Source organism: Streptomyces sp. NPDC042371 (assembly GCF_056437465.1).
This window is the reverse complement of record NZ_JBWKAP010000004.1, coordinates 242719-265676: the sequence shown is the minus strand read 5'-3', so window position 1 is coordinate 265676 and position 22958 is coordinate 242719. Positions and strand designations below refer to the sequence as shown.

Here is a 22958-nt window from a genome sequence, read left to right as displayed (position 1 = left end):
GGTGACTGAGGGCTCATGGGTCGGCACCGCCTCATCGTCGCCACGCCCCGCCCTGGCCCGCTTCCGATAAAGTGCCAACCTGTGCCGAAAATCCGCCACACCCCCGAAGCACCCACCGCCACCCGGGCACTGTCCCCCGGCGAGCGCATCGACGCCCATCGCCACGACGACCACCAGATCGTCTACGCGGGCTCCGGCGTCGTGGCCGTCACCACCGACGCGGGCACCTGGTTCGCGCCCGGCACCCGGGCCATCTGGGTCCCCGCCGGATGCGTCCACGCACACCGCGCCCACGGCCACCTGGCCCTGCACCTGCTCGGCCTGCCCGCGGACACGAACCCGCTCGGCCTCGGCGCCCCGACCGTGCTCGCCGTCGGCCCGCTCCTGCGCGAACTGATCCTCGCCTGCACCCGGACGCCGCGGGACGAGTCCCCGGAACGCGGACGCCTGCGTGCCGTGCTCCTCGACCAGCTGTGCGCCTCACCCCAGCAGCCCGTACAGCTGCCCACGCCCTCGGACTCCCGCCTCGCGGCCGTCTGCGACCTGCTGCACGCCGACCCCGCGGACCCGCGCGGTCTGGCCGAACTGGCCGCGGAGGCGGGCGCGGGCGAACGCACCCTGAGCCGCCTCTTCCGCCGCGAGCTGGGCATGACGTTCCCGCAGTGGCGCACCCAGTTGCGCCTTTACCACGCACTGCGCATGCTGGCCGACGACATGCCGGTCACGGCGGTCGCGCACCGGTGCGGATGGTCGTCCACCAGCGCGTTCATCGATGTGTTCCGCCGCGCGTACGGCTATACGCCCGGTACGCATCACCGCCGCGACTGAAGGCGACAACTCCCCTTCGTGCACGACCTCTTGGCAGCGCCAGTGCCATGTGAAATATTACTGCCGTGCTCACGAGACACCTGTCCGAACGGCCACACCTCTCACACGCCGCCCGCCCCGCAGACCTGATCATCGTGGGGGCAGGCGTGGTCGGCGCCGCATGTGCCTACTACGCCACCCGCGCCGGGCTCCACGTCACCGTCATCGACCGCGGCCCCGTCGCGGGCGGCACCACGGGGGCGGGCGAGGGCAACCTCCTCGTCTCCGACAAGGCCCCGGGCCCGGAACTCGAACTCGCGCTGTACTCAGCCCAGTTGTGGCAGGACCTGGCCGCCGAGCTCCCCTCCCTCATCGAGTACGAGACGAAGGGCGGCGTGGTCGTCGCCTCGACCGAGCCCGCACTCGCCGCCCTGCGCGACTTCGCCGCGGAGCAACGGCACGCGGGCGTCGAGGCCACCGAGGTCCCGGCCGACCGCCTCGCCAACCTCGAACCACATCTCGCACCGGGCCTGGCGGGCGGCGTCCACTACCCGCAGGACGCCCAGGTACAGCCCGCCCTCGCCGCCGCACACCTGCTGCGGGCGGCCGCCGACGCCGGGCGCCTCACGGTCCGACTCGGCGAGGAGGTCACCGCGGTCCTCACCGGGACCAAGGGCGAGGTGCGGGGCGTCCGGACGCGGCGGGGCGAGGTGTGCGCACCGCACGTGCTCAATGCCGCCGGTACGTGGGGAGGCGAACTCGCCCGCCTGGCGGGCCTGGAGCTGCCGGTGCTCCCCCGCCGCGGCTTCGTCCTCGTCACCGAACCGCTGCCGCGCGTGGTGCACCACAAGGTGTACTCCGCCGAGTACGTCGCCGACGTCGCGAGCGGCTCGGCGGCGCTGCAGACCTCCGCCGTGGTGGAGGGCACTCCGGCGGGCCCGGTGCTGATCGGGGCGAGCCGGGAGCGGGTCGGCTTCGACCGGACCCTGTCGGTGGAGGTCCTGCGCCGCCTCGCGGGCCAGGCGGTACGCCTCTTCCCCGCCCTGGCCCAGGTCCGCGCGATCCGCACGTACGCAGGGTTCCGCCCCTACCTCCCGGACCACTTCCCGGCGATCGGCCCCGACCCGCGCCTCCCCGGCCTGCTGCACGCCTGCGGCCACGAGGGAGCGGGCATCGGCCTCGCCCCGGCGACCGGCGCACTGATCGCCGCCATGCTGACGGGCGATGAACTCCCTCTGGACACCCGCCCGTTCGCGCCGGATCGCTTCGCACGAGAGGAGGCAGCCCGATGAAGCCGACCGATCTCGTGGGAGCCTCCCCCGAGGCGACCTTCACGATCACCTTCGACGGCCGCCGACTCGACGCACTGCCGGGCCAGTCGATCGCGGCCGTGCTCTGGTCCGCGGGAATCCTCGCCTGGCGGACCACCCGGGGCGGCGGGCGGCCGCGCGGGGCGTTCTGCGGCATCGGCCAGTGCTACGACTGCCTCGCGACCGTCAACGGCCACCCCAACCGGCGCGCCTGCCTGGTCACTGCCCGCCCCGGCGACACGGTCACGACGCAGGAGGGGAACGGTCATGCCGGGTTCGACGACTGAGGGGAGCGAGGCGTTGCCCGAGGGCGTGCCTGACGAACCGTACGATCTTGCGGTGCTCGGTGCCGGTCCGGCAGGCCTCGCCGGTGCCGTGACCGCCGTCGAACTCGGTCTGTCCGTAGCCCTGTTGGACGCGGCGGCCCAACCGGGCGGCCAGTTCTACCGCCACCCCGCACCCGCCACGGGCGCCACCCGCCCTGAGGCCCTGCACCACGACTGGCCCGCATTCGCCGACCTGCGCGACCGCCTGCGGAACGACAACGTCACCTGCCTCTTCGGCCACCACGTCTGGACGGTGACGCGCGAGGCCGAGAACCACTGGACCGTCCACGCCCTCACGGGCGGCCACGGAGAACTCGAAGACCCCAGTGAGGAGGGGCAGCGCCCGGTGAGTGTGAGGGCCCGCGCGATCCTCCTCGCGACCGGCTCGTACGAGCGGCAACTCCCCTTCCCAGGCTGGACCTTGCCCGGCGTGGTCGGCGCGGGCGGCGCCCAGGCCATGCTCAAGTCCGGTCTCGCCCTGCCCGGCAAGCGCGTGGTCGTCGCGGGCAGCGGCCCGCTCCTGCTCGCCGTGGCCGCCTCGCTCGTCACGGCCGGGGCCGAGGTGCCCGAACTGCTCGATGCCTCCTCGTACTTCGGATACGCACGCCACCCCCGCACACTCGCCGTCCAGCCCCACAAGGTGACGGAGGGCGCGCACCACGCCGGAGCCCTGCTGCGCCACCGGGTACGCCTGCGCACGCGCCACGCGGTCACCGAGGCACACGGCAAGGACCGCGTGGAAGCGGTGACGGTCTCCCGCCTCGACCGCGCATGGCGTCCGATACCGGGAACGGACCGTCGCATCGACTGCGACGCGCTGGCCGTCGGCCACGGCCTGGTCCCGCAGATAGACCTGGCCACCAGCCTGGGCTGCGCCACCCGGCAGGCGGTCGACGGCACGCACGCGCTTGCGCTCGGCCCGCTCCAGGAGACGTCGCTGCGCGGCCTGTGGGCGGCGGGCGAGACATCAGGGATCGGCGGAGCACAACAGGCAATGGCGGAAGGCGAATTGGCCGCGCTTGCCGTCGCGGCCCGACTGACCGGCCGACGCCCCGGCCCACTCTCGCGCCTACGCTCCCTACGGCGCCGCCGCGACCACATGAACGCCTTCGCCGACGTCATGGCCGCCGCACACGCGCCGGGCCACGGCTGGACGCGGTGGCTCTCCGACGACACCGACGTCTGCCGCTGCGAGGAGGTCCCCGCGGGCCGCATCCGCGAGGCCGTCACGGACTACGGCGCCCGGGACACGCGCTCCGTGAAGCTCCTGACCCGGGCGGGCATGGGCTGGTGCCAGGGCCGGATGTGCGGCTGGGCCGTGTCCTGCCTGGCCTCACCCTCGCCCTCACCTGACCCTCACCCTTCAAGCCCCGACCGACGCCCACTGGCCACACCGGTGCCACTCAACGCCCTGGCCGCCCTGCCCGCCCTGACCGCCCTGGAGCCGCAACCTCACCCCCACCCCCACCCCCAACCTCAACCCCTCACCCCTCCCGCACTCCCTCCCCACCCGACCGAAGGGCAGCCGTCATGACCGCCGGACACTGGACCACCGACCGCCCCTGGCGCGGCATCATGGTCGCCACCGCGCTCCCCCTGCGCGACGACCTCTCCATCGACTACGACGCCTACGCCGAGCACGTCGGCCACCTCATAGGCAACGGCTGCGACGGCGTCGTGCCGAACGGCTCCCTGGGCGAGTACCAGACCCTCACCGACGACGAGCGCGCCCGCGTCGTCCGTACCGCCGTCGAGGCAGCGGGCGACGGGGCCCGCGTGATGCCCGGCGTCGCCGCCTACGGCAGCGCGGAGTCCCGCCGCTGGGCCGAACAGGCCGCGGAGGCGGGCTGCGGCTCCGTGCTCCTCCTGCCGCCGAACACCTACCGCGCCGACGAACAGTCCGTGCGCTCCCACTACGCCGAGGTCGCCAAGTCCGGCCTGCCCGTGGTCGCGTACAACAATCCCCTCGACACCAGGGTCGACCTGACCCCCGACCTGCTGGCCGGGCTGCACGGCGACGGCACGGTTGTAGCCGTGAAGGAGTTCACCGGCGACGTCCGCAGGGCGTACGAGATCGCCGAACTCGCCCCGGACCTCGACCTGTTGATCGGCGCGGACGACGTCCTGCTCGAACTCGCCCTGGCGGGTGCCGTCGGCTGGATCGCCGGATACCCGAACGCCTTCCCCGCCACCTGCGCTGAGCTCTACGACGCCGCCTGCGCCCACGACCTGGAGACCGCGCTGCCCCTCTACCGGTCGCTGCACCCGCTCCTGCGCCAGGACTCCAAGACGGAGTTCGTGCAGTCCATCAAGCTCTCGATGGACATCGTGGGCCGCCGCGGCGGTCCGACCCGCCCCCCGCGCTCCCCGCTGTCCGGAGCCACGGAGTCGCTGGTGCGGTCGGCCACGGAAAAGGCGATGGCCGCGGGCCACCGCTGAACCCAATCAAGAGTCTCAACCGGAGGGAAAGGGGCCCATGCGCACCCGTCACGTCTTCCACGCCGTCGACTCGCACACCGAGGGCATGCCCACCCGTGTGATCACCGGCGGTGTCGGGGTGATCCCCGGCGCCACCATGGCCGACCGCAGACTCCACTTCATCGAGCACCTGGACCACCTGCGCACGCTCCTGATGTACGAGCCGCGCGGCCACTCCGCGATGAGCGGCGCCATCCTCCAGCCCCCGACCCGGCCCGACGCCGACTACGGAGTCCTCTACATCGAGGTGTCCGGGCTCCTGCCGATGTGCGGCCACGGCACGATCGGCGTGGCGACGGTCCTGGTCGAGACCGGCATGGTGCAAGTGACCGAGCCGGTCACGACGGTCCGTCTTGACACTCCGGCGGGCCTGGTCGCCGTCGACGTACGGGTGACCGACGGTGCGGCCACATCGGCGACGCTCACCAACGTTCCCGCGTTCTGTGTAGCCCTGGACCGCAAGATCGAGGTGCCGGGGCACGGCACGGTGACGTACGACATGGCCTACGGCGGAAACTTCTACGCCTTCGTCCAACTCGACGCGCTGGGGCTGCCGTTCGACCGCTCCCGCAAGGACGACCTGCTCGCGGCGGGGCTCGCCGTCATGGACGCGATCAACGCGTCACCGGACCGCCCGACGCACCCCGAACAGCCTGACATCACCGGGGTCAAGCACGTCTACCTGGCCGCGCCCGGCTCGGACGCCCGTCGGTCCCGGCACGCGATGGCGATCCACCCGGGCTGGTTCGACCGCTCGCCGTGCGGGACGGGCACGTCCGCACGCATGGCGCAGCTACACGCCCGCGGCGAGCTCCGGCTGGACCGCGACTTCGTCAACGAGTCGTTCATCGGCACGGAGTTCACGGGTCGGCTGGTGGAGGAGACCGAGGTGGCGGGGATGCCCGCGGTCGTTCCCCGGATCACCGGACGGGCCTGGGTCACGGGCACCGCCCAGTACTTCCTGGACCCCGACGACCCGTTCCCCGCGGGTTTCCTCCTCTGAGCCCCACCAAGCCCCCCGGCTCTTCCGCCAGGGTCCCCACGCCTCCACCTGGGAGTTTCCTCGCCACCCGGCCCCCAACTGGCAACGTGACATTGTACTTTGGTGATCCGCGCGGGCGCGGGTACCACCGGAGGGGACACCATGGGGCACCTGAAGCAGAAGAACCTCATCACCACCAGGGAGCGGCTGCGCGACCAGGTCGGCCACGCCCTGCGGGCCGCCCTGATCTCCGGCGAGCTGCGCCCCGGCGAGATCTACTCCGCGCCGGGCCTCGCCGAGGACTTCGGCATCTCGGCGACTCCGGTGCGCGAGGCGATGCTCGACCTGGCCCGCGAGGGTCTTGTCGAGCCCGTCCGCAACAAGGGCTTCCGGGTCACCGAGGTCAACGAACGCGATCTCGACCAGTACACGGAGATCCGCGGCCTGATCGAGGTCCCCATGATCGGGCGGATCACGCGCACCGCGGTCAGGGAGGACCTGGAGGTGCTGCGTCCGGTTGCCGAGGAGATCGTGCGCGCCGCCCGCGACCACGATCTCATCGCCTACCTGGAGGCCGACCGCCGCTTCCACCTGTCGCTCCTCGCCCTCTCGGGCAACGACCGTCTGGTCGAGACGGTCGGCGACCTCCGAAAGCGCTCCCGCCTCTACGGCCTGACGGCCCTGGACGAGCGCGACCAACTGACCCCGTCGGCGGAGGAGCACATCGAGCTTCTGGACCTGATGCTGGCGGGCGACGCCAAGGGCGCGGAGAAGTGCATGGCGCGCCACCTGGGCCACGTGCGCTCGCTGTGGGCCACGACCTGAGGCGCGGCGAGGCACTGATCCCCGCCCATCCCCTCCATCAGCCGAAGTCGTCGGGGACGATGCGGAGTTTCTGCGCGATGCGGACGAGGGCCTTCTGGTCGGCGGTGTTGAGCGAGTCGAGGACCATGCGGCGCACGGCGCGCAGGTGCGTGGGCGCGGCCAGCCGCACGATGTCGAAGCCGGTGTCGGTGAGTTCGGCGAGGGTGTAGCGGCCGTCGGCCGGGTCGGGCGACCGTACGACCCAGCCGCGCCGCTCACAGCGTTTGACGACGTTGGAGAGGCGGGAGAGCGACCCGCTGGCGAGGAAGGCGAGCTCTCCCATCCGAAGCGTGCGCTTCGGGGCCTCGGAGAGGTGACTGAGCACGAGGTACTCGAACAGGGTGAGGTCGTGCTCCTGCCGCAGCGGCGACTCCAGCTTGCCGGGCAGCCTGGCACCCCCGGCAGCCTCCCGCACATCGGAGCATCCCTCCCTGATGACTCGCGGCCATTTGGTCGGAACGGTACCGTCCAAATGTTAGGCTCCCCGCCATGCAGCCCGGAGACCGTGAGAAGAGGAAGCCCACCGGTGCCGCGGTGCTCCAGTTGGAGTTGACGGAAGCAATCGTCGACATCGCCCTGGACGAGCTCGCGGCAAAGGGTTTCGGACGCTTCTCGATGGAAGCTGTCGCCAAACGCGCCGGGGTGGGAAAGAGCGCGCTCTACCGTCGCTGGCCGTCCAAGAGCGCGCTGGCGGTTTCCGCCCTGTCCCAGCTCAGCGTCCCGCTCGCGGAGACTCCCGACACCGGATCGCTGCGGGGCGATCTCCAGGCCGTGCTCACCGCGGTTCTGGCCTGGCTGAACGACCCCAGGTTCGGTCGGATCCTCCCCGACATGGTCGCCGAGGCACTGCGCAACGAAGAACTCGCCGAAGCGCTCACCGCGAATGTTGGAGCCCCCCGACGCGAGAGAGGCGAAGCCCTCATCGACCGGGCGGTCGCCCGGCGGGAACTCCCGGAGGACGTCGATCGCGAACTCATGCTCGACCTGTTGGCCGCTCCGATCTTCTGGCGACTGACAGTGCGTCGCATGCCCGTGGGCCAGGAGTTCCTGGACTCGCTCGTCGACATGCTGATCCGTGCGCTGGGAGCGCACCCGGAGACGCCCCGCCAGTAATCCGCACGTGCGGCGCAGCACCCCGCCCGACCGCTCGGCCCGAAGGCCTGGAGACACAGAAAACCGGTGAGTCGTAACGACTCACCGGCATCTCGTGAAAGCTTCTGGACGATCTCGCGAACCGTCCGCCACTCTGTGCTCTGCTCTGTGTCCGAGGGGGGACTTGAACCCCCACGCCCGATAAAGGGCACTAGCACCTCAAGCTAGCGCGTCTGCCATTCCGCCACCCGGACTAGGTGTCTGCCGCCGTGCGGTGTGTTCCCCGCGGCGACATGGACAACAATACCAAGGTTTCGGAGTGCCTTTCACCTGCGTATCCGCACGCCGACCACGGGATGCGCGGCTCCCCGCACCACCCCGCCTACAGTCTCACCATGAGTGACGGGTTGATTACCGGCGGGACCGGAAGGCTCGGCGACGTGAAGGTGCGCCGCCCCCGGATGCTGTCCCCTCTCCGCGAGCATCTGCGGGACACCATGTGGTTCGCGCCGACCGCGGGGCTGCTGGGGGCCATCCTCTTGTGGTGGGTCGCGGCGGAGCTGGACTCGGAGATCGTCGCGGCGCTGCAGGACTCCGGGGAGTACGACCAGATCAAGGACCTGATGGGGATCGCCGACGACGCGAAGGCGGTGATCAGCACCATCGGCAGTGCCATGATGACCTTCATCGGCGTCGTCTTCAGCATCTCCCTCGTGGCCGTGCAGATGGCCAGCGGCCAGTTCAGCCCGCGGGTGGTGCGGTTGTACGTACGGTCCCGCATCACCAAGATCACGCTCACCGTCTTCATGGCGACGTTCCTCTTCTCCCTGCTGACGCTCACGTCGTTCGACAGCGAGCGGGACCCCCGCCTCCTGACGAGCGTGCCGCTGGTCGAGGCGGTGCTCGCGATGGCGATGGTGCTGCTGAGCCTGCTGTTGTTCGTGGCGTATGTGAACGGGACGGTCCGGATGATGCGGATCGGCTTCGTGATCGACAGGATCGCCCGCGAGTCCTTCCGGGTGGCCGTGAAGCAGCCCACGGAGCTCCCGGTGGACACGGAGCAGCTCGGGCCGGAGACCGCCCGGGTCAAGCATCTGGGCCGGGCGGGCGTGCTGCGGGACGTGAACATCGCGCGGGCCGTGCGCGCGGCCCGACGGCAGGGGGTCGTACTGCGGCTGATCCCCCGGATCGGGGACTTCGTGGTGCCGGGGACGCCCGTGTTCACGGTGCACGGCGGGACGGCACCGTCCCGGCGGGCGCTCAGCTACACCGTGTCCGTGGGCGTGGAGCGCACCTTCCACCAGGATCTCGCGTTCGGCCTGCGACAACTCTCCGACATCGCTCTGCGTGCCCTGTCCCCCGCGGTCAACGATCCGACGACCGCCGTACAGGCCCTGGACCGCATCGTGCAGTTCCTCGCGTCGATCGCCCCCTATCCCCTGGGCGCGCTCGGACACCGGGACCGGCGCGGGGCGCTGCGACTCGTGCAGTCGGTACCGGACTGGACCGCCCTCGCCGATCTGGGCTTCACCGAGATCAGAGGAGCCGCGATCGGCAACCCCCAGGTGACCCGCCGCATGCTCGCCGGGCTCGACGACCTGCTGCTCCTCGTCCCCGAGGAACGACGCGAGCCCCTCCTGCGACACCGCGAGCTCCTCGCCCAGGCCGTGGAACGCTCGGTACCGGAAGCGGCGGACCGCACGTTCGCATTGCTGCCCGACCGCCAGGGGATCGGCTGACCGGGACCAGGTGGTCCGGGCCAGCCGCAGGCACGGGCGCCGGTAAACGCGGTCCGTCGCCCCGTCACACCACGCGATGGCTGCTAGGAAAGTTCCCCGGCAGCTGCTCGCCCGCAGGCCCCTGCGTGACGGCACGGACCAGCGGCTCACCGCCCACGAACGCGCCGCGCCAGGACGCGCCGAACCCGCCGAAGAGCTCCTCGCGGTCGCCTCGCGAGCGTGGCTTGCCCCGGCCTGTCTTGAGGGCACGGATCTGGGGCGCAAGGCGTTCGTACGTGGCCGGCTCGTCGGCGGAGAGCGTCGCGACGAGCGCGCCGTTCGACGCGTTCAGGGCGGCAAGGAGCTCCGCCCCGGTGTCGACGAGGACGATCGTGCCGACGGGGCCGAACGGCTCCGCGTGGTGCAGGGGTGAGGACGGTGGCGGGTTGAGGAGCGTGACCGGGTGGAGGTAGGCGTCCGTGTCCTGGCCCGGCAGGAAACGTCCCGTGTCCTCGGCGCCGCGGTACAGCGGGACGGCACCCCGGTCCACGGCTTCGGAGACCTGGTCGGCGAGTTCCTTGGCCTTGGCGGCGGTGTTGCCGTCCAGGCGGACGACCAGGGGCCTGGTCAGCCGGACCGTCTCCAGGGCCTGGACGATGCCGTCGGCCACGGCGTCGCGGGCGGTGATGCCGCCGAAGACGTTCACGAAGACGGACCTCACGGAGGGGTCGGAGAGGATGACGGTGAGGCCATCCGCCATGACCTCGGCGGAGGCGCCGCCTCTGATGTCGAGGTAGTTGGCGGGGCGGGCGCCGCAGCCGGCGACGACGTCGAGCGCCGACATGACGAGTCCGGCGCCGTTGCCGATGATGCCGACCTCGCCGTCGAGCTTCACGTAGTTGAGGCCCTTGGCCGCGGCGGCCGCTTCCAGTTCCTGGTCGTACGTCTCGGGCTGTGCGCCCCACCGCGTCTGACGGAAGCGGGCGTTGTCGTCGAGCGTGATCTTCCCGTCGAGGGCGAGGATGTCGCCGCCGTCCGTGCGGACGAGCGGGTTGACCTCTACGAGGAGGGCGTCCTCGTGGATCAGAACGCGCCAGAGTTTGACCAAGGTGTCGGCCGTTTCGGGTGGGAGGCCCGCGGCGGCAGCGATGTCGGCGGCCTTCTCCTGTGTCACCCCTTCCGCGGGGGCGATCGGGATGCGTGCCACCGCTTCGGGGAGGTCCGCCGCCACCTCCTCGATCTCGATGCCGCCTTCGGCCGAGGTGATCGCGAGGAAGCGTCCGGCGGCCCGGTCCAGTACATAGGAGACGTAGAACTCTGCCGCGATATCCAAGGGTTGAGTCACCATCACGGCGCGCACGGTGTGGCCCTTGATGTCCATGCCGAGGATCTGGCGTGCGGTGATCTCCGCCGCCGCGGGGTCCGCGGCGAGCTTCACCCCGCCCGCCTTGCCTCACCCTCCGGTCTTGACCTGGGCCCTGCCCACGACGCGGCCGCCGAGGCGTTCCGCGGCAGCCCGTGCTTCCTTGGCCGTGTGGGCGACCTCGGCATGCGGCACCAAGATGCCGTGGTCTGCGAAGAGTTGCCTTGCCTGGTGCTCGAAAAGATCCATTTCGGCTCCTGACCGCTGCGTCCGACCGGGGTGTCCCCTGACGGCCAAAAATGGCGCACGCCTCCTGGACACCGCTCACGGGATGCGGGATAACAAGCTTCATACAGTATTCGTCGACTGTATGCAATTTACTGCGAGGGCGCCCCGAAAGCGTGCGAGCGCACTCCAACTCCCCTACGAAGGGACAGGACTTCGCCATGCCCGACGACACCAGCCAGAACGACATCTCCGGTGGACACCTGGTCGCCAAAGCACTCAAAGCGGAAGGCGTGGAGGTCATCTACACCCTCTGCGGCGGCCACATCATCGACATCTATGACGGCTGCGTCGACGAGGGCATCGACGTCGTCGACGTGCGGCACGAGCAGGTCGCGGCCCATGCGGCCGACGGCTATGCGCGCGTCACGGGCAAGCCCGGCTGTGCGGTGGTCACGGCGGGCCCCGGCACGACCGACGCCGTCACCGGCGTGGCGAACGCCTTTCGCGCGGAGTCCCCCATGCTGCTGATCGGCGGCCAAGGCGCCCACACACAGCACAAGATGGGGTCCCTCCAGGACCTCCCGCACGTCGACATGATGACGCCGATCACGAAGTTCGCCGCGACGGTGCCGGACACCGCGCGCGCGGCCGACATGGTGTCCATGGCGTTCCGCGAGTGCTACCACGGTGCCCCCGGCCCGTCCTTCCTGGAGATCCCCCGCGATGTCCTCGACGCCAAGGTTCCGGCCGACAAGGCCCGCGTCCCCAAGGCCGGGCACTACCGCGCCTCCACCCGCTCGCCCGGCGACCCCGAGGCCGTCGAGAAGCTCGCCGACCTTCTCGTGCACGCGGAGAAGCCCGCGATCCTGCTCGGCAGCCAGGTGTGGACGACCCGGGGCACCGAGGCCGCCATCGAACTCGTACGCACCCTCAACGTCCCCGCCTACATGAACGGGGCGGGCCGCGGCACGCTGCCGCCGGGAGACCCGCACCACTTCCAGCTCTCCCGGCGCTACGCCTTCTCCAACGCCGACCTCATCGTCATCGTGGGCACGCCCTTCGACTTCCGCATGGGATACGGAAAGCGGCTCTCCCCGGATGCCACCGTCGTCCAGATCGACCTCGACTACCGCACCGTCGGCAAGAACAGGGACGTCGACCTCGGCATCGTCGGGGACGCCGGACTGGTCCTGAAGTCGGTCACCGAAGCGGCGTCCGGACGCGTCAACGGCGGAGCCTCCCGGCGCAAGGAATGGATCGACGAACTCCGTGCCGCCGAGCAGACCGCCGTGGAAAAGCGCCTGCCGCACCTGAAGTCCGACGCCTCGCCCATCCACCCGTACCGCCTGGTGAGCGAGATCAACGACTTCCTTACAGAAGACTCGATCTACATCGGCGACGGCGGCGACATCGTGACCTTCTCCGGTCAGGTCGTCCAGCCCAAGTCGCCCGGCCATTGGATGGACCCCGGCCCGCTCGGCACCCTCGGTGTCGGCATCCCCTTCGTACTCGCCGCCAAGCAGGCCAGGCCAGACAAGGAAGTGGTGGCGCTCTTCGGAGACGGCGCCTTCAGTCTCACCGGCTGGGACTTCGAAACCCTCGTGCGCTACGACCTCCCCTTCGTCGGCATCGTCGGCAACAACTCCTCGATGAACCAGATCCGTTACGGCCAGCAGGCCAAGTACGGAAAGGAGCGCGAGCGCGTCGGCAACACCCTCGGCGATGTCCCCTACGACAAGTTCGCCCAGCTGCTCGGCGGCCACGGCGAAGAGGTCCGCGACCCCGCCGACATCGGCCCGGCCCTGCGCCGCGCCCGCGAGTCCGGCAAACCCTCACTCATCAACGTATGGGTCGACCCGGACGCCTACGCCCCCGGAACCATGAACCAGACCATGTACAAGTGAGGAGCCCTGACGGCCATGACCAAGGCTCTCGAAGGCATTCGCGTCCTCGACATGACACACGTCCAGTCCGGCCCCTCCGCCACCCAGCTGCTCGCCTGGCTCGGCGCCGACGTGGTGAAGCTGGAGGCGCCCTCCGGGGACATCACGCGCAAGCAGCTGCGTGACCTTCCCGGCGTCGACTCCCTGTACTTCACGATGCTCAACTGCAACAAGAAGAGCATCACCCTCAACACCAAGACCGAGCGCGGCAAGGAGCTCCTGACCGAGCTGATCCGGCGGTCCGACGTGATGGTGGAGAACTTCGGCCCCGGTGCCGTGGACCGGATGGGCTTCACCTGGGACCGCATCCAGGAGATCAACCCGCGCATCGTCTACGCCTCGATCAAAGGCTTCGGAGAAGGCCCCTACACCAACTTCAAGGCCTACGAAGTAGTCGCCCAGGCCATGGGCGGCTCCATGTCGACCACCGGCTTCGAGGAGGGCCCACCGCTCGCCACAGGCGCCCAGATCGGCGACTCCGGGACCGGCATCCACGCCGTCGCGGCGATTCTCGCCGCCCTCTTCCAGAGGGAGAACACCGGTCGCGGCCAGCGCGTGAACGTGGCGATGCAGCACGCCGTGCTGAACCTGTGCCGGGTCAAGCTGCGCGATCAGCAGCGGCTCGCGCACGGGCCGCTCGCGGAGTACCCGAACGAGGACTTCGGGGACGAGGTCCCACGCTCCGGGAACGCCTCTGGCGGCGGACAGCCCGGGTGGGCCGTCAAGTGCGCTCCCGGCGGCCCGAACGACTACGTGTACGTCATCGTGCAGCCCGTGGGCTGGCAGCCGCTCACCGAGCTCATCGGGCGTCCCGAGCTGGCCGAGGACCCCGACTGGGCGACTCCGGAGGCGCGGCTCCCCAAGCTCGGCAAGATGTTCCAGCTCATCGAGGAGTGGTCCTCGACCCTGCCCAAGTGGGACGTACTGGAGCGGCTCAACGCGCACAACATTCCCTGCGGCCCGATTCTCTCCACCAAGGAGATCATCGAGGACGCCTCACTGGTCGCCAACGAGATGGTCGTCGAGGTCGCGCACCCCGAGCGGGGCACCTTCACCACGGTCGGCTCCCCGCTGAAGCTCTCCGACTCCCCCGTGGACGTGCACAGTTCACCGCTGCTGGGCGAGCACAACGAACAGGTGTACATCGGCGAGCTCGGCCTCGGCGACGAGGAAGTCCGTCTGCTCAAGTCGAACGGGGTGATCTGAGTGATGGCCGAAGACCGCCTGCTGAGGGTGCGCACGCTCCTCGACGCGGTGCGCGCCGAAGGACGTACGTCGCTGACCGCCCCCGAGGGCAAGGTGATCGCGGACGCCTACGGGATCGCCGTACCGGGCGAGGAGCTGGCGACCGACGTGGACCAGGCCGTGGCGCACGCCTCCCATTTCGACGGCCCCGTCGTCATGAAGATCGTCTCCCCGGACATCCTGCACAAGACCGACGCGGGCGGCGTGGTGGTCGGTGTGGAGGGCGCCGCCGATGTCCGGGCCGCCTTCCACCGCATCGTCGAGAACGCCCGCGCGTACGCACCTCAGGCCCGTATCGAGGGCGTCCAGGTACAGGAGCTGCTGCCGGGCGGTCCATCGGCCCAGGAGGTCATCGTGGGGGCGGTGACCGACCCGACCTTCGGGAAGATCGTCGCCTTCGGGCTCGGCGGAGTGCTCGTGGAGGTGCTCAAGGACGTCACCTTCCGCCTGGCGCCCGTGGACGCCGACGAGGCGGTCTCCATGCTCGACTCGATCCGGGCGGCGGAGATCCTTCGCGGAGTGCGCGGCGCGCAGCCGGTGGACCGGTGGGCCCTCGCCGAGCAGATCCGCCGGGTCTCACGACTGGTCACCGACTTCCCGGAGATCGCCGAGGTCGACCTCAACCCGGTGGTCGCCACACCGCACGGCGCGGTCGCGGCGGATGTCCGCATCATCCTCTCCGAAGGAGCACCCAAGGCGCGGCGCACCTACACGCGCGCGGAGATGCTCGCCTCCATGCGCCGACTCATGCGGCCCCGCTCCGTCGCGGTCATCGGCGCCTCCAACGAGGCGGGGAAGATCGGCAATTCGGTGATGCGCAACCTCATCGACGGCGGCTTCTCCGGAGAGATCCATCCGGTGAATCCCAGAGCCGATGACATCTTGGGCCGCAAGGCGTACGAGAGTGTCACGGACGTTCCGGGCGAGGTGGATGTGGCGGTCTTCGCGATCCCCGCCAAGCTCGTCGCGTCAGCCCTGGAGGAGGTCGGCCGCAAGGGCGTACCCAATGCGGTCCTGATCCCCTCCGGCTTCGCGGAGACGGGCGAGCACGCCCTCCAGGACGAGATCGTGGCCATAGGCGAACGGCACGGCGTGCGGCTCCTCGGACCCAACATCTACGGCTACTACTCGACGTGGCAGGACCTGTGCGCCACGTTCTGCACCCCGTACGACGTGAAGGGCCCGGTGGCACTGACGAGCCAGTCGGGCGGCATCGGCATGGCGATCCTCGGCTTCGCGCGGACCACGAAGACAGGGGTTTCGGCGATCGTCGGGCTCGGCAACAAGTCCGACCTGGACGAGGACGACCTCCTCACGTGGTTCGGCGAGGACCCCCAAACACAGTGCATCGCCATGCACCTGGAGGACCTCAAGGACGGCCGCGCCTTCGTGGAGGCCGCGCGCGCGACCGTCCCGAAGAAGCCGGTCGTGGTCCTCAAAGCAGGGCGCACGGCCGCGGGAGCCAAGGCCGCCGGCTCGCACACGGGCGCGCTCGCCGGAGACGACGCCGTGTACGACGACATCCTCAGGCAGGCGGGCGTCATCCGGGCGCCGGGGCTCAACGAAATGCTCGAGTACGCGCGCGCGTTGCCGGTGCTGCCCACCCCCAAGGGCGACGACATCGTCATCATCACCGGCGCCGGCGGCTCGGGCGTGCTGCTCTCCGACGCGGTGACCGACAACGGCCTGCGGCTGATGGACATCCCCGAGGACCTGGACGCGGCCTTCAAGGCGTTCATCCCGCCTTTCGGGGCCGCGGGGAACCCCGTGGACATCACGGGCGGCGAGCCGCCGTCGACGTACGAGGCGACGATCAGGCTCGGTCTGGAGGACCCGCGCATCCACGCCCTCGTGCTCGGCTACTGGCACACCATCGTGACCCCGCCCATGGTCTTCGCCGAACTGACGGCCCGCGTGGTGGCGGAGTTCCGCGCGCGCGGCATCGAGAAGCCCGTGGTGGCATCGCTGGCGGGCGACGTCGAGGTGGAGGAGGCCTGCCAGTACCTCTTCGAGCGGGGAGTCGTGGCGTACCCCTACACGACCGAGAAGCCGGTCGCCGCGCTCGGCGCCAAGTACCGGTGGGCGCGGGCGGCCGGGCTGTTGGGGGGCGGTCGATGAGCGCTACGGACGGAAACGCTGCCTGATCTTCGTCTGCGTCGTCCTCGGCCTGGCGCGGTACGGCATCCTGTGGGCCGCCGAGATCTAGAACCTCCCGCTCTTCCTGATCTTCTCCAGCATCTCCGGCTTCGGCGGCGCCATCATCCCGATGTTCGCGGCCATGACGGCGGACTACTTCGGCGAGAACAACAACGCCGCCAACTACGGCCTGGTCTACAGCTCGAAGCTCGTTTCCGGGCTCCTTGGCTCCGGCATGGGGGCCGTAGTGGTGAGCCACTGGGGGCCACACCGGCGCATTCACCCTGGCCGGCTCGATATCCCTGTTCGCCGGATTCATCGCGCTCTTCCTGTCGCAACCCGGCAGGCCGAATTCCAAGAACATCAGCCCCAATCCGCAACCTCTCGGTGAGGAGATGGCTTGACATGACGGCGGAGCCCATCGCCGGACCCAACGCGTCGGCCGATCACGACGCGCCGTACAGAGAGCTCAAGGACGCGCGCGGGCGCGTCTACCGCATCGGCGAGAGCGACCGGGAGATCCTCGGCCGCCCCCGCTGGACGATGGTGGCGCTGCCCTGGGTGGCCATGCTCGCCATCAGCGTCTTCGAGTACGCCTTCGGAGCGGCCGAGGACACCCTGTCCGCCGCTCACCACTGGACGTCGTCGAACACGTTCTGGGTGCTCAGCGTCTGGATCTTCTTCCAGGCCGGGGTCTCCTTCCCCGCGGGCAAGCTGCGCGAGAAGGGCATTCTGACCAGTAGGGCGGCCATGCTGACGGGCTCGGTCCTGTCGCTGCTCGGCTTCGTCAGCCTCAGCCACGCCCCGAACGTGGCAGCCGCCATGGTCGGCTTCGGCCTGCTCGGCGGCGTCGGGTCCGGACTGATCTACTCGACCTGCGTGAACATGGTCGGCAAGTGGTATCCCGAGCGACGCGGCGGCAAGACAGGCTTCGTCAACGGCGGGTTCGCCTACGGAGCGGTGCCGTTCATCTTCCTGTTCTCCTACGGCTTCGACACGTCCAACTACCGCACCGTGCTGGACCTCGTCGGCTTCTACGTGCTCGCCGTGACGCTGGTGGCGGGGCTGTTCTTCAAGGATCCGCCGAAGAACTGGTGGCCTGCCGAGGTGGACCCGCTGCGGCGCGGCGGCGACCCCCGCACCGCGGTGGCCCTGGCGAAGAACCCGCCCGCTGTCCGGCAGTTCACTCCCGGAGAGGCACTGCACACCGGCGTGATCCCCCTGATGTGGGTGTGCATGCTCTGCTGCGCCGGAGTGTCCATCTTCGGGATCTCCTTCCAGGTTCCCTTCGCGAAGGAGATGGGCTTCGGGCCACTCATCGCGGCATCCTCGATGGGCGTCATGTCGGTGATCAACGGAACGGGCCGCGGGGTGGTCGGCTGGCTGTCGGACCGTCTGGGCAGGCAACCGACCCTGACGTACGTCTGTCTGGTGCTCGCGGTGGCGCAGTTCGGCGTGCTGTGGGCCGGTGAAATCGGCAGCCAGCCCCTGTTCCTCGTCTTCGCCTTCCTCTCCGGCTTCGCGGGCGGCGCGTTCTATCCCCTGTTCGCGGCCCTGGTACCGGACTACTTCGGAGAGAACAACAACGCCTCCAACTACGGCATGGTGTACAGCGCGAAGCTCGTGTCCGGGCTGTTCGGCGGTGGTATGGGCGCGATGGTCGTGGACTCCTGGGGGTACATCGGCGCCTATGTGACCGCAGGTGTCGTGTCGCTGATCGCGGCAGGCCTCTCCTTGCTGCTGCGGCAGCCGGAAGCACCACGCGTGCGTGGAGTTCTGGTCTAGCGGCCCCCGGCCGCTCGTGGATGGGCCCTCCCGCCGCCGCGCAGGAGGGCCCATCCACGCCGTCATGCGATCAGTCGCCGCACCGGCCGGAGCGCAGCGAGTGCAGGTGCTCGCTGGACTTGCGGGCGAAGGCATACGACTCGACCGGGTTGTCGTGCTCGGTCTGCCAGTGGTGGTAGCGCCGGCCCTGGTGGGTGCGCGCGGTCACCTTTGACAGGAACTTCTTGTAGTCGATGTCGCCGTCGCCGACATCCGTCATGCGATAGCCGTCGCGGGTGCTCTCGTCTCGGATGCCGTCCTTGACGTGGAACAGGGGATAGCGGTGGGGCTGCTTCAGTACGTAATCGAGCGGGTGGAAGGGGGCCGGGGTGCCGTCGACCCGCTTGCCGAAGCGGAACTGGGCGCTGAACGCCCAGTAGATGTCCATCTCCAGGTAGACGAAGTCGGGGTCGGTCTCGGCAAGGAGCACGTCGTAGAGGCGGACCTTCGGCTTGTCGGTGGCGAAGGAGAACTCCTCGGCGTGGTTGTGCTGGTAGAACTTCATGCCGCGCTTGCGGGCCGCTTCGCCGTACGTGTTGAAGTCCTCCGCCGCACGCTTCCAGGCGTCGACCGTGGTGCCGTAGCGGAAGGGGCCCGAGGCGGTGCCGATGTGCTTCAGACCGAGGGCCTCCGCCTCGTCCAGGACCTTGGTGAGGTTCTGCGCGAAGGTGTACGCGTTGGGATTGTTGTCGTCGTAGTAACCGACGTGGGACCCGATGGGATTCAGGCCGTGGTCGCGAGCCAGCGCCTTGAGCTGGGCGAGGGTGATGGCGCCCGCCGAGCCCTGGGTGTATCCGGCGAATTCGATCTCGTCGTATCCGTACTTCTCCAACTCGGCGAAGACGGGCGCGAATCCGACGGTGGAAACCTTGTCGCGCAGGCTGTAGAGCTGGATGCCGAGGCGCCCCGGCGGCAGGACGGGATGGCCGTGCCCCTTGCCTGCGGCCGCTGAGGCGCTCGGGGCCGCCGAGGCAGTGGGGGCGGCTGCCCCGACGAGCGCCGCGGCGGTGGCTCCGGCGGCCACACCGAGCGCGCCGCGTCGGCTGAGTCTGCGGGCGAGTTCAGGATCGGTGGAGGTCGGCTTGCGGCTCATGCGGTTCTCCTCGTGGGCATCAGGGGCGCGTCAGGGATGGGTTCGAAGAACGGATCAGGGATCGCTGAGGGTCGGGCCCTGATGGCAGGGCCCGAGCTGTCTGGTTCAGTGGAGATCAAGCAGATTCAGCGACGCGGGTCAGTGGACATCACCGCAGACCCGCGAGGTCGAGCAGGAGCGATTTCACATCGGTGGCCGCGACGCGGCCGCTGACGGCGCGGGGGGTGGAGCACAGAATGAGCGGACTTTCGTCCTCGCTCGTGGGCAGGCGGCCATGGCTGCCGCGAATAGGTGACGGATCCAGGGGCACGACCGCCATGCGATAGCGCATGCCGAGCTTCTTGCGGGCCAGCGCGCCCGCGGCCTTGACGCGGACGTACGGGTCCTGGGGGTCCATGAAGAGCTCGACGGGGTCGTAGCCGGGTTTGCGGTGGATCTCGACGAGCTGCGCGAAGTCGGGCGCGCGGGCGTCGTCGAGCCAGTAGTAGTACGTGAACCAGGCGTCCGGCTCCGCGACGGCGACGAGTTCGCCGGAGCGCGGATGGTCCAGGTGGTGGTCCTTCTTGCCTTCGTCATCGAGGAGTTGCTCGATTCCGGCGACGTCCGCGAGGGCGGCGCGGGTGGCGTCGAGGTCTTCCGGGCGGCGGACGTAGATGTGGGCGATCTGGTGGTCGGCGACGGCGAAGGCCCTGGATGCCATCGGGTCGAGGTACTCCATGCCGTCCTGGGTGTGCACCTCCAGCAGACCTGCGCGGCGCAGCACCCGGTTGATGTCGACGGGGCGGTTCACCCGGGTGATGCCGTACTCGGACAGCGCGACGACGGTCCTGCCCTCTGCCTTCGCGTCGTCCAGGAGCGGCGCGACGGTCGCGTCGAGCTCGGCGGCCGCACGGAAGGAGCGCGGGTCGTCGGGGCCGAAGCGCTGCAGGTCGTAATCGAGGTGAGGGAGGTAGCACAGGGCGAGGTCGGGGTGGCGGGTGTCGATGATGTGCCGGGTGGCGTCCACGATCCAGCGGCTGGACACGATGTCGGCGCCGGGGCCCCAGAAGTGGAAGAGGGGGAAGGTACCGAGTTTCTCGGTGAGTTCGTCGTGGAGGGCCGGGGGCCGGGTGTAGCAGTCGGGTTCTTTGCGGCCGTCGGCGTAGTAGACGGGGCGGGGGGTGATGGTGAAGTCGGTGTCGGCGCCCATGGCGTACCACCAGCAGACGTTGGCCACGGTGTAGCCGGGGTGTGCGCGACGGGCCGCGTCCCACAGCTTGTCGCCGGAGACCAGCCCGTTGTGCTGACGCCACAGGAGTACGTCGCCGAGCTCACGGAAGTACCAGCCGTTGCCGACGATGCCGTGCTCGGCGGGGGTGGTGCCGGTCAGGAAGGTGGACTGTGCGGCGCAGGTGACGGCGGGCAGGACGGTGCCGAGCGGCGCTCTGGACCCGGCCTGGCCGAGCGCTTTGAGGTGCGGCATGTGGTCGAGAAGGCGCGGGGTGAGGCCGACGACGTCGAGGACCAGCAAGGGGGTCGGGGTCATGGGAGTTCCTTGAGGCCGAGGTCGGTCAGGAGGTCGCGGGCGAGGGAGAGTTCCGCGGCGATGCCCTCGGCGAGCTGGGGGCGGCCGCGCGGGCGCAGCGCGGGCGGGAGGGCCTGCCAGGTGTAGGTCTCGACCTCGAGATGGCGGGTGAGGGGGACGGGCCCGCCGACGAGCCGGGTCAGGACGTCCTGGAGGACGGGGAGCGTGGAGGTGAGGGGCGCGGCCGGGGCCGCGTGGAGGGGGACGTGGAAGTGGGCGCGCCAGGGGGCGGTGTCGGGCAGCGCGTCGGTGGTGAGTGCTTCGCCGAGGTCGTCCGTGCCGCGCAGACCGGCTCCGGTCAGGGTGCGGGTCTGGTGGAGGAAACGGGGTTCGTCGAAGGCGGCGAGGGCTTCGCGTACATCGGGGAGGTGGGGGTGTTCGGCGTGGAGCGCGGCGGACAGCTGCGACTTGACGACGGGGACGCCTGCGGCGGCGAGGGCGTCGAGGGCGGTCTGCGGATCTTCGAAGGAGGTGGCGAGGTGACAGGTGTCGACACAGACACCGATGCGGTCGTGGCCGACCGCGGTGAGGGGAGCGATGGCGTCGGCGGTCGTCTCGACGGTGCAGCCGGGCTCGGGTTCGAGGCCGATGCGGATGGAGCGGCCGGTCAGCTCGGCGAGGGCGTCGAGGCGTTGGGCCAGCGCGGTGAGGGCCGTTCGAGCGGTTTCGGCGCGCGGGGCGTCGAAGGGGGTGCGCCAGGCGAGCGGGAGCGTGGAGATGGTGCCTTCGGTGACGTCGTCGGGGAGCAGCGCGGCGAGCAGCCTGGCCAGGTCGGTGGTGTGGCTGAGACGCTCCGGATCGGTCCAGTCCGGCTTGTACACGCGGTACTTGACCTGTTCCGCGCCGAATCCTTCATAGGGGAAGCCGTTGAGGGTGACGACTTCCAGGCCGCGCCGGTCGAGTTCGGTGCGCAGGCCTCGCAGCGCCGCGGGATCGGTGATGAGGGCGCTTGCGGCGTCCTTGGCGAGCCACAGACCGATGCCGATGCGATCTCTGCCGAGCCGTTTGCGCACGGGCTCACAGTGGTCGCGGAGCTGGGCGAGCACGCCGTCGAGGGTCTCGGCCGGGTGGACGTTGGTGCAGTAGGCGAGGTGGACGGTGGAGCCGTCGGGGTGCCGGAAGCGCATGGGTCACGCCCCGCCGCGCAGGATGGAGTTGCCTTCGTGGGTGGCGGCGCCCGGTTCTCGCACGTCGAGCTGGAGGCGGCCGCTGAGCCCGTAGAACGCCACGGGGTTGCGCCACAGCACGAGATCGACGTCGTCCTCGTCGTATCCGGCGGCCAGCATGGCGTCGGCGACCTTGCGGGTCTTGAGGGGGTCGCTCCTGCCCCAGTCGGCGGCGGAGTTGATCAGCACCCGGTCGGGCCCGAAGTCGCGCAGGATCGCGACCATCCGTTCCTCATCCATCTTGGTATCGGGATAGACGGAGAAGCCCAGCCAGCAGCCGCTGTCCTTGGCCTCCTTGACGGTGGTCTCGTTGAGGTGGTCGATCAGGACGCGGTCCAGGGGCAGGGCGGACTCGCTGATCACGTCGATCGTGCGGCGCAGGCCCGTGAGCTTGTCGCGGTGCGGGGTGTGCACGAGAGCGGGCAGCTCGTGGTCGGCGGCGAGCTGCAGCTGGGTGGCGAGCGCCGCGTCCTCGGCCGGGGTCATGGAGTCGTAGCCGATCTCTCCGACGGCGACGACGTTGTCCTTGACGAGATAGCGGGGCAGTTCGTCGAGGACGGGGGTGCAGCGGGGGTCGTTCGCCTCTTTGGGGTTCAGGGCGATCGTGCAGTGGTGGGCAATGCCGTACTGGGCCGCGCGGAAGGGTTCCCAGCCGAGGAGGGAGTCGAAGTAGTCGAAGAAGGAGGTCGGCGAGGTGCGTGGCTGGCCGAGCCAGAAGGCGGGTTCCACTACGGCGCGGACACCGGCGGCGTACATCGCCTGATAGTCGTCGGTGGTGCGGGACGTCATGTGGATGTGGGGGTCGAAGATGCGCATCAG

Annotated in this window: 19 protein-coding genes, 1 tRNA gene and 2 pseudogenes; 14 read left to right on the top strand and 8 right to left on the bottom strand. The window is 69.9% G+C overall.

The window, feature by feature from the left end:
• The first annotated feature begins 81 nt into the window (after window positions 1-81).
• The 7 genes from AC068B_RS14340 to AC068B_RS14310 all read left to right on the top strand — a co-directional run bounded on the left by AC068B_RS14340 (window position 82) and on the right by AC068B_RS14310 (window position 6728).
• Complete coding sequence (locus tag AC068B_RS14340; protein ID WP_478671675.1) at window positions 82-828, top strand: AraC family transcriptional regulator; 747 nt, start codon at window positions 82-84, stop codon at window positions 826-828.
• A 65-nt stretch (window positions 829-893) separates the two neighbouring features.
• Window positions 894-2099: an NAD(P)/FAD-dependent oxidoreductase gene (locus AC068B_RS14335; RefSeq protein WP_478671673.1), complete on the top strand. Its 1206-nt coding sequence runs from the start codon at window positions 894-896 to the stop codon at window positions 2097-2099.
• Window positions 2096-2404 carry a (2Fe-2S)-binding protein gene (locus tag AC068B_RS14330; RefSeq protein WP_478671671.1) on the top strand — a complete coding sequence of 103 codons (309 nt, stop codon included), beginning with the start codon at window positions 2096-2098 and terminating at the stop codon, window positions 2402-2404. The genes AC068B_RS14335 and AC068B_RS14330 overlap by 4 nt, the downstream gene beginning before the upstream one ends.
• Window positions 2385-3977, top strand: a complete 1593-nt coding sequence (locus AC068B_RS14325; RefSeq protein WP_478671669.1) for an FAD/NAD(P)-dependent oxidoreductase — start codon at window positions 2385-2387, stop codon at window positions 3975-3977. Before AC068B_RS14330 ends, AC068B_RS14325 begins: the two co-directional genes overlap by 20 nt.
• Window positions 3974-4882 carry a dihydrodipicolinate synthase family protein gene (locus tag AC068B_RS14320; RefSeq protein ID WP_478671667.1) on the top strand — a complete coding sequence of 303 codons (909 nt, stop codon included), beginning with the start codon at window positions 3974-3976 and terminating at the stop codon, window positions 4880-4882. Before AC068B_RS14325 ends, AC068B_RS14320 begins: the two co-directional genes overlap by 4 nt.
• Window positions 4883-4919: 37 nt before the next feature.
• A complete protein-coding gene (locus AC068B_RS14315) occupies window positions 4920-5924 on the top strand; it encodes a proline racemase family protein (RefSeq protein WP_478671665.1) in 1005 nt (334 codons plus the stop codon).
• A 141-nt stretch (window positions 5925-6065) separates the two neighbouring features.
• The gene (locus AC068B_RS14310; protein ID WP_478671663.1) at window positions 6066-6728 is read left to right on the top strand and encodes a GntR family transcriptional regulator; all 663 of its coding nucleotides are present in this window, start codon (window positions 6066-6068) and stop codon (window positions 6726-6728) included.
• Between the two features lie 37 nt (window positions 6729-6765).
• On the opposite strand, the gene AC068B_RS14305 is transcribed toward AC068B_RS14310, so the two are convergent.
• Window positions 6766-7182, bottom strand: a complete 417-nt coding sequence (locus tag AC068B_RS14305) for a MarR family winged helix-turn-helix transcriptional regulator (protein ID WP_478671662.1) — start codon at window positions 7180-7182, stop codon at window positions 6766-6768.
• Window positions 7183-7256: 74 nt separating this feature from the next.
• Between AC068B_RS14305 and AC068B_RS14300 the strand changes: the two genes are divergently transcribed.
• Window positions 7257-7880, top strand: a complete 624-nt coding sequence (locus AC068B_RS14300; protein ID WP_478671661.1) for a TetR/AcrR family transcriptional regulator — start codon at window positions 7257-7259, stop codon at window positions 7878-7880.
• A 148-nt stretch (window positions 7881-8028) separates the two neighbouring features.
• On the opposite strand, the gene AC068B_RS14295 is transcribed toward AC068B_RS14300, so the two are convergent.
• Window positions 8029-8113: transfer RNA gene (locus AC068B_RS14295), tRNA-Leu, on the bottom strand.
• Window positions 8114-8254: 141 nt separating this feature from the next.
• Here AC068B_RS14295 and AC068B_RS14290 point away from each other — a divergent pair.
• Window positions 8255-9598, top strand: coding sequence for a DUF2254 domain-containing protein (locus tag AC068B_RS14290; protein ID WP_478671659.1), 1344 nt, complete (start codon window positions 8255-8257; stop codon window positions 9596-9598).
• A gap of 64 nt (window positions 9599-9662) precedes the next feature.
• Here the strand turns inward: AC068B_RS14290 and AC068B_RS14285 are convergent, their stop codons facing one another.
• Complete coding sequence (locus tag AC068B_RS14285; protein WP_478672076.1) at window positions 9663-10421, bottom strand: aldehyde dehydrogenase family protein; 759 nt, start codon at window positions 10419-10421, stop codon at window positions 9663-9665.
• A gap of 258 nt (window positions 10422-10679) precedes the next feature.
• A pseudogene (locus AC068B_RS14280) lies at window positions 10680-11189 on the bottom strand (ATP-grasp domain-containing protein); the annotation flags it as partial.
• 197 nt (window positions 11190-11386) lie between these two features.
• On the opposite strand from AC068B_RS14280, the gene AC068B_RS14275 reads away from it, so the two are divergent.
• The 5 genes and pseudogenes from AC068B_RS14275 (at window position 11387) to AC068B_RS14255 (ending at window position 18277) form a co-directional block, all read left to right on the top strand.
• Complete coding sequence (locus AC068B_RS14275; RefSeq protein WP_478671658.1) at window positions 11387-13072, top strand: thiamine pyrophosphate-binding protein; 1686 nt, start codon at window positions 11387-11389, stop codon at window positions 13070-13072.
• A gap of 15 nt (window positions 13073-13087) precedes the next feature.
• Entirely contained in the window at window positions 13088-14317 is a 1230-nt protein-coding gene (gene frc, locus AC068B_RS14270) for a formyl-CoA transferase (protein WP_356259252.1), read from the top strand.
• A 3-nt stretch (window positions 14318-14320) separates the two neighbouring features.
• Entirely contained in the window at window positions 14321-16474 is a 2154-nt protein-coding gene (locus AC068B_RS14265) for an acetate--CoA ligase family protein (RefSeq protein WP_478671656.1), read from the top strand.
• Window positions 16437-16896, top strand: a pseudogene (locus AC068B_RS14260) (MFS transporter); the annotation flags it as partial. The gene AC068B_RS14265 and the pseudogene AC068B_RS14260, both read left to right, overlap by 38 nt.
• Before the next feature lies 1 nt (window position 16897).
• On the top strand, window positions 16898-18277 hold the full coding sequence (locus AC068B_RS14255) for an OFA family MFS transporter (RefSeq protein ID WP_478671655.1): 1380 nt from the start codon (window positions 16898-16900) through the stop codon (window positions 18275-18277).
• Window positions 18278-18347: 70 nt separating this feature from the next.
• Here the strand turns inward: AC068B_RS14255 and AC068B_RS14250 are convergent, their stop codons facing one another.
• From AC068B_RS14250 to AC068B_RS14235, 4 genes are all read right to left on the bottom strand, one after another.
• Complete coding sequence (locus AC068B_RS14250) at window positions 18348-19409, bottom strand: sugar phosphate isomerase/epimerase family protein (protein WP_478671654.1); 1062 nt, start codon at window positions 19407-19409, stop codon at window positions 18348-18350.
• Between the two features lie 148 nt (window positions 19410-19557).
• On the bottom strand, window positions 19558-20934 hold the full coding sequence (locus tag AC068B_RS14245; RefSeq protein WP_478671652.1) for an alkaline phosphatase family protein: 1377 nt from the start codon (window positions 20932-20934) through the stop codon (window positions 19558-19560).
• Complete coding sequence (gene eboE / locus AC068B_RS14240; RefSeq protein ID WP_478671650.1) at window positions 20931-22100, bottom strand: metabolite traffic protein EboE; 1170 nt, start codon at window positions 22098-22100, stop codon at window positions 20931-20933. The genes AC068B_RS14245 and eboE overlap by 4 nt, the downstream gene beginning before the upstream one ends.
• 3 nt (window positions 22101-22103) lie before the next feature.
• Window positions 22104-22955 carry a TatD family hydrolase gene (locus AC068B_RS14235; protein WP_478671648.1) on the bottom strand — a complete coding sequence of 284 codons (852 nt, stop codon included), beginning with the start codon at window positions 22953-22955 and terminating at the stop codon, window positions 22104-22106.
• Window positions 22956-22958: the final 3 nt, after the last annotated feature.

What these genes read in the sequence shown, in the direction of transcription:
- AC068B_RS14330 (WP_478671671.1), top strand. Translation starts at nt 2,096, where the DNA reads ATGAAGCCGACCGATCTCGTGGGAGCCTCCCCCGAGGCGACCTTCACG.
- AC068B_RS14325 (WP_478671669.1), top strand. Translation starts at nt 2,385, where the DNA reads ATGCCGGGTTCGACGACTGAGGGGAGCGAGGCGTTGCCCGAGGGCGTG.
- AC068B_RS14320 (WP_478671667.1), top strand. Translation starts at nt 3,974, where the DNA reads ATGACCGCCGGACACTGGACCACCGACCGCCCCTGGCGCGGCATCATG.
- AC068B_RS14315 (WP_478671665.1), top strand. Translation starts at nt 4,920, where the DNA reads ATGCGCACCCGTCACGTCTTCCACGCCGTCGACTCGCACACCGAGGGC.
- AC068B_RS14310 (WP_478671663.1), top strand. Translation starts at nt 6,066, where the DNA reads ATGGGGCACCTGAAGCAGAAGAACCTCATCACCACCAGGGAGCGGCTG.
- AC068B_RS14300 (WP_478671661.1), top strand. Translation starts at nt 7,257, where the DNA reads ATGCAGCCCGGAGACCGTGAGAAGAGGAAGCCCACCGGTGCCGCGGTG.
- AC068B_RS14290 (WP_478671659.1), top strand. Translation starts at nt 8,255, where the DNA reads ATGAGTGACGGGTTGATTACCGGCGGGACCGGAAGGCTCGGCGACGTG.
- AC068B_RS14285 (WP_478672076.1), bottom strand. Translation starts at nt 10,421, where the DNA reads ATGTCGGCGCTCGACGTCGTCGCCGGCTGCGGCGCCCGCCCCGCCAAC.
- AC068B_RS14275 (WP_478671658.1), top strand. Translation starts at nt 11,387, where the DNA reads ATGCCCGACGACACCAGCCAGAACGACATCTCCGGTGGACACCTGGTC.
- frc (WP_356259252.1), top strand. Translation starts at nt 13,088, where the DNA reads ATGACCAAGGCTCTCGAAGGCATTCGCGTCCTCGACATGACACACGTC.
- AC068B_RS14265 (WP_478671656.1), top strand. Translation starts at nt 14,321, where the DNA reads ATGGCCGAAGACCGCCTGCTGAGGGTGCGCACGCTCCTCGACGCGGTG.
- AC068B_RS14255 (WP_478671655.1), top strand. Translation starts at nt 16,898, where the DNA reads ATGACGGCGGAGCCCATCGCCGGACCCAACGCGTCGGCCGATCACGAC.
- AC068B_RS14250 (WP_478671654.1), bottom strand. Translation starts at nt 19,409, where the DNA reads ATGAGCCGCAAGCCGACCTCCACCGATCCTGAACTCGCCCGCAGACTC.
- AC068B_RS14245 (WP_478671652.1), bottom strand. Translation starts at nt 20,934, where the DNA reads ATGACCCCGACCCCCTTGCTGGTCCTCGACGTCGTCGGCCTCACCCCG.
- eboE (WP_478671650.1), bottom strand. Translation starts at nt 22,100, where the DNA reads ATGCGCTTCCGGCACCCCGACGGCTCCACCGTCCACCTCGCCTACTGC.
- AC068B_RS14235 (WP_478671648.1), bottom strand. Translation starts at nt 22,955, where the DNA reads ATGCGCATCTTCGACCCCCACATCCACATGACGTCCCGCACCACCGAC.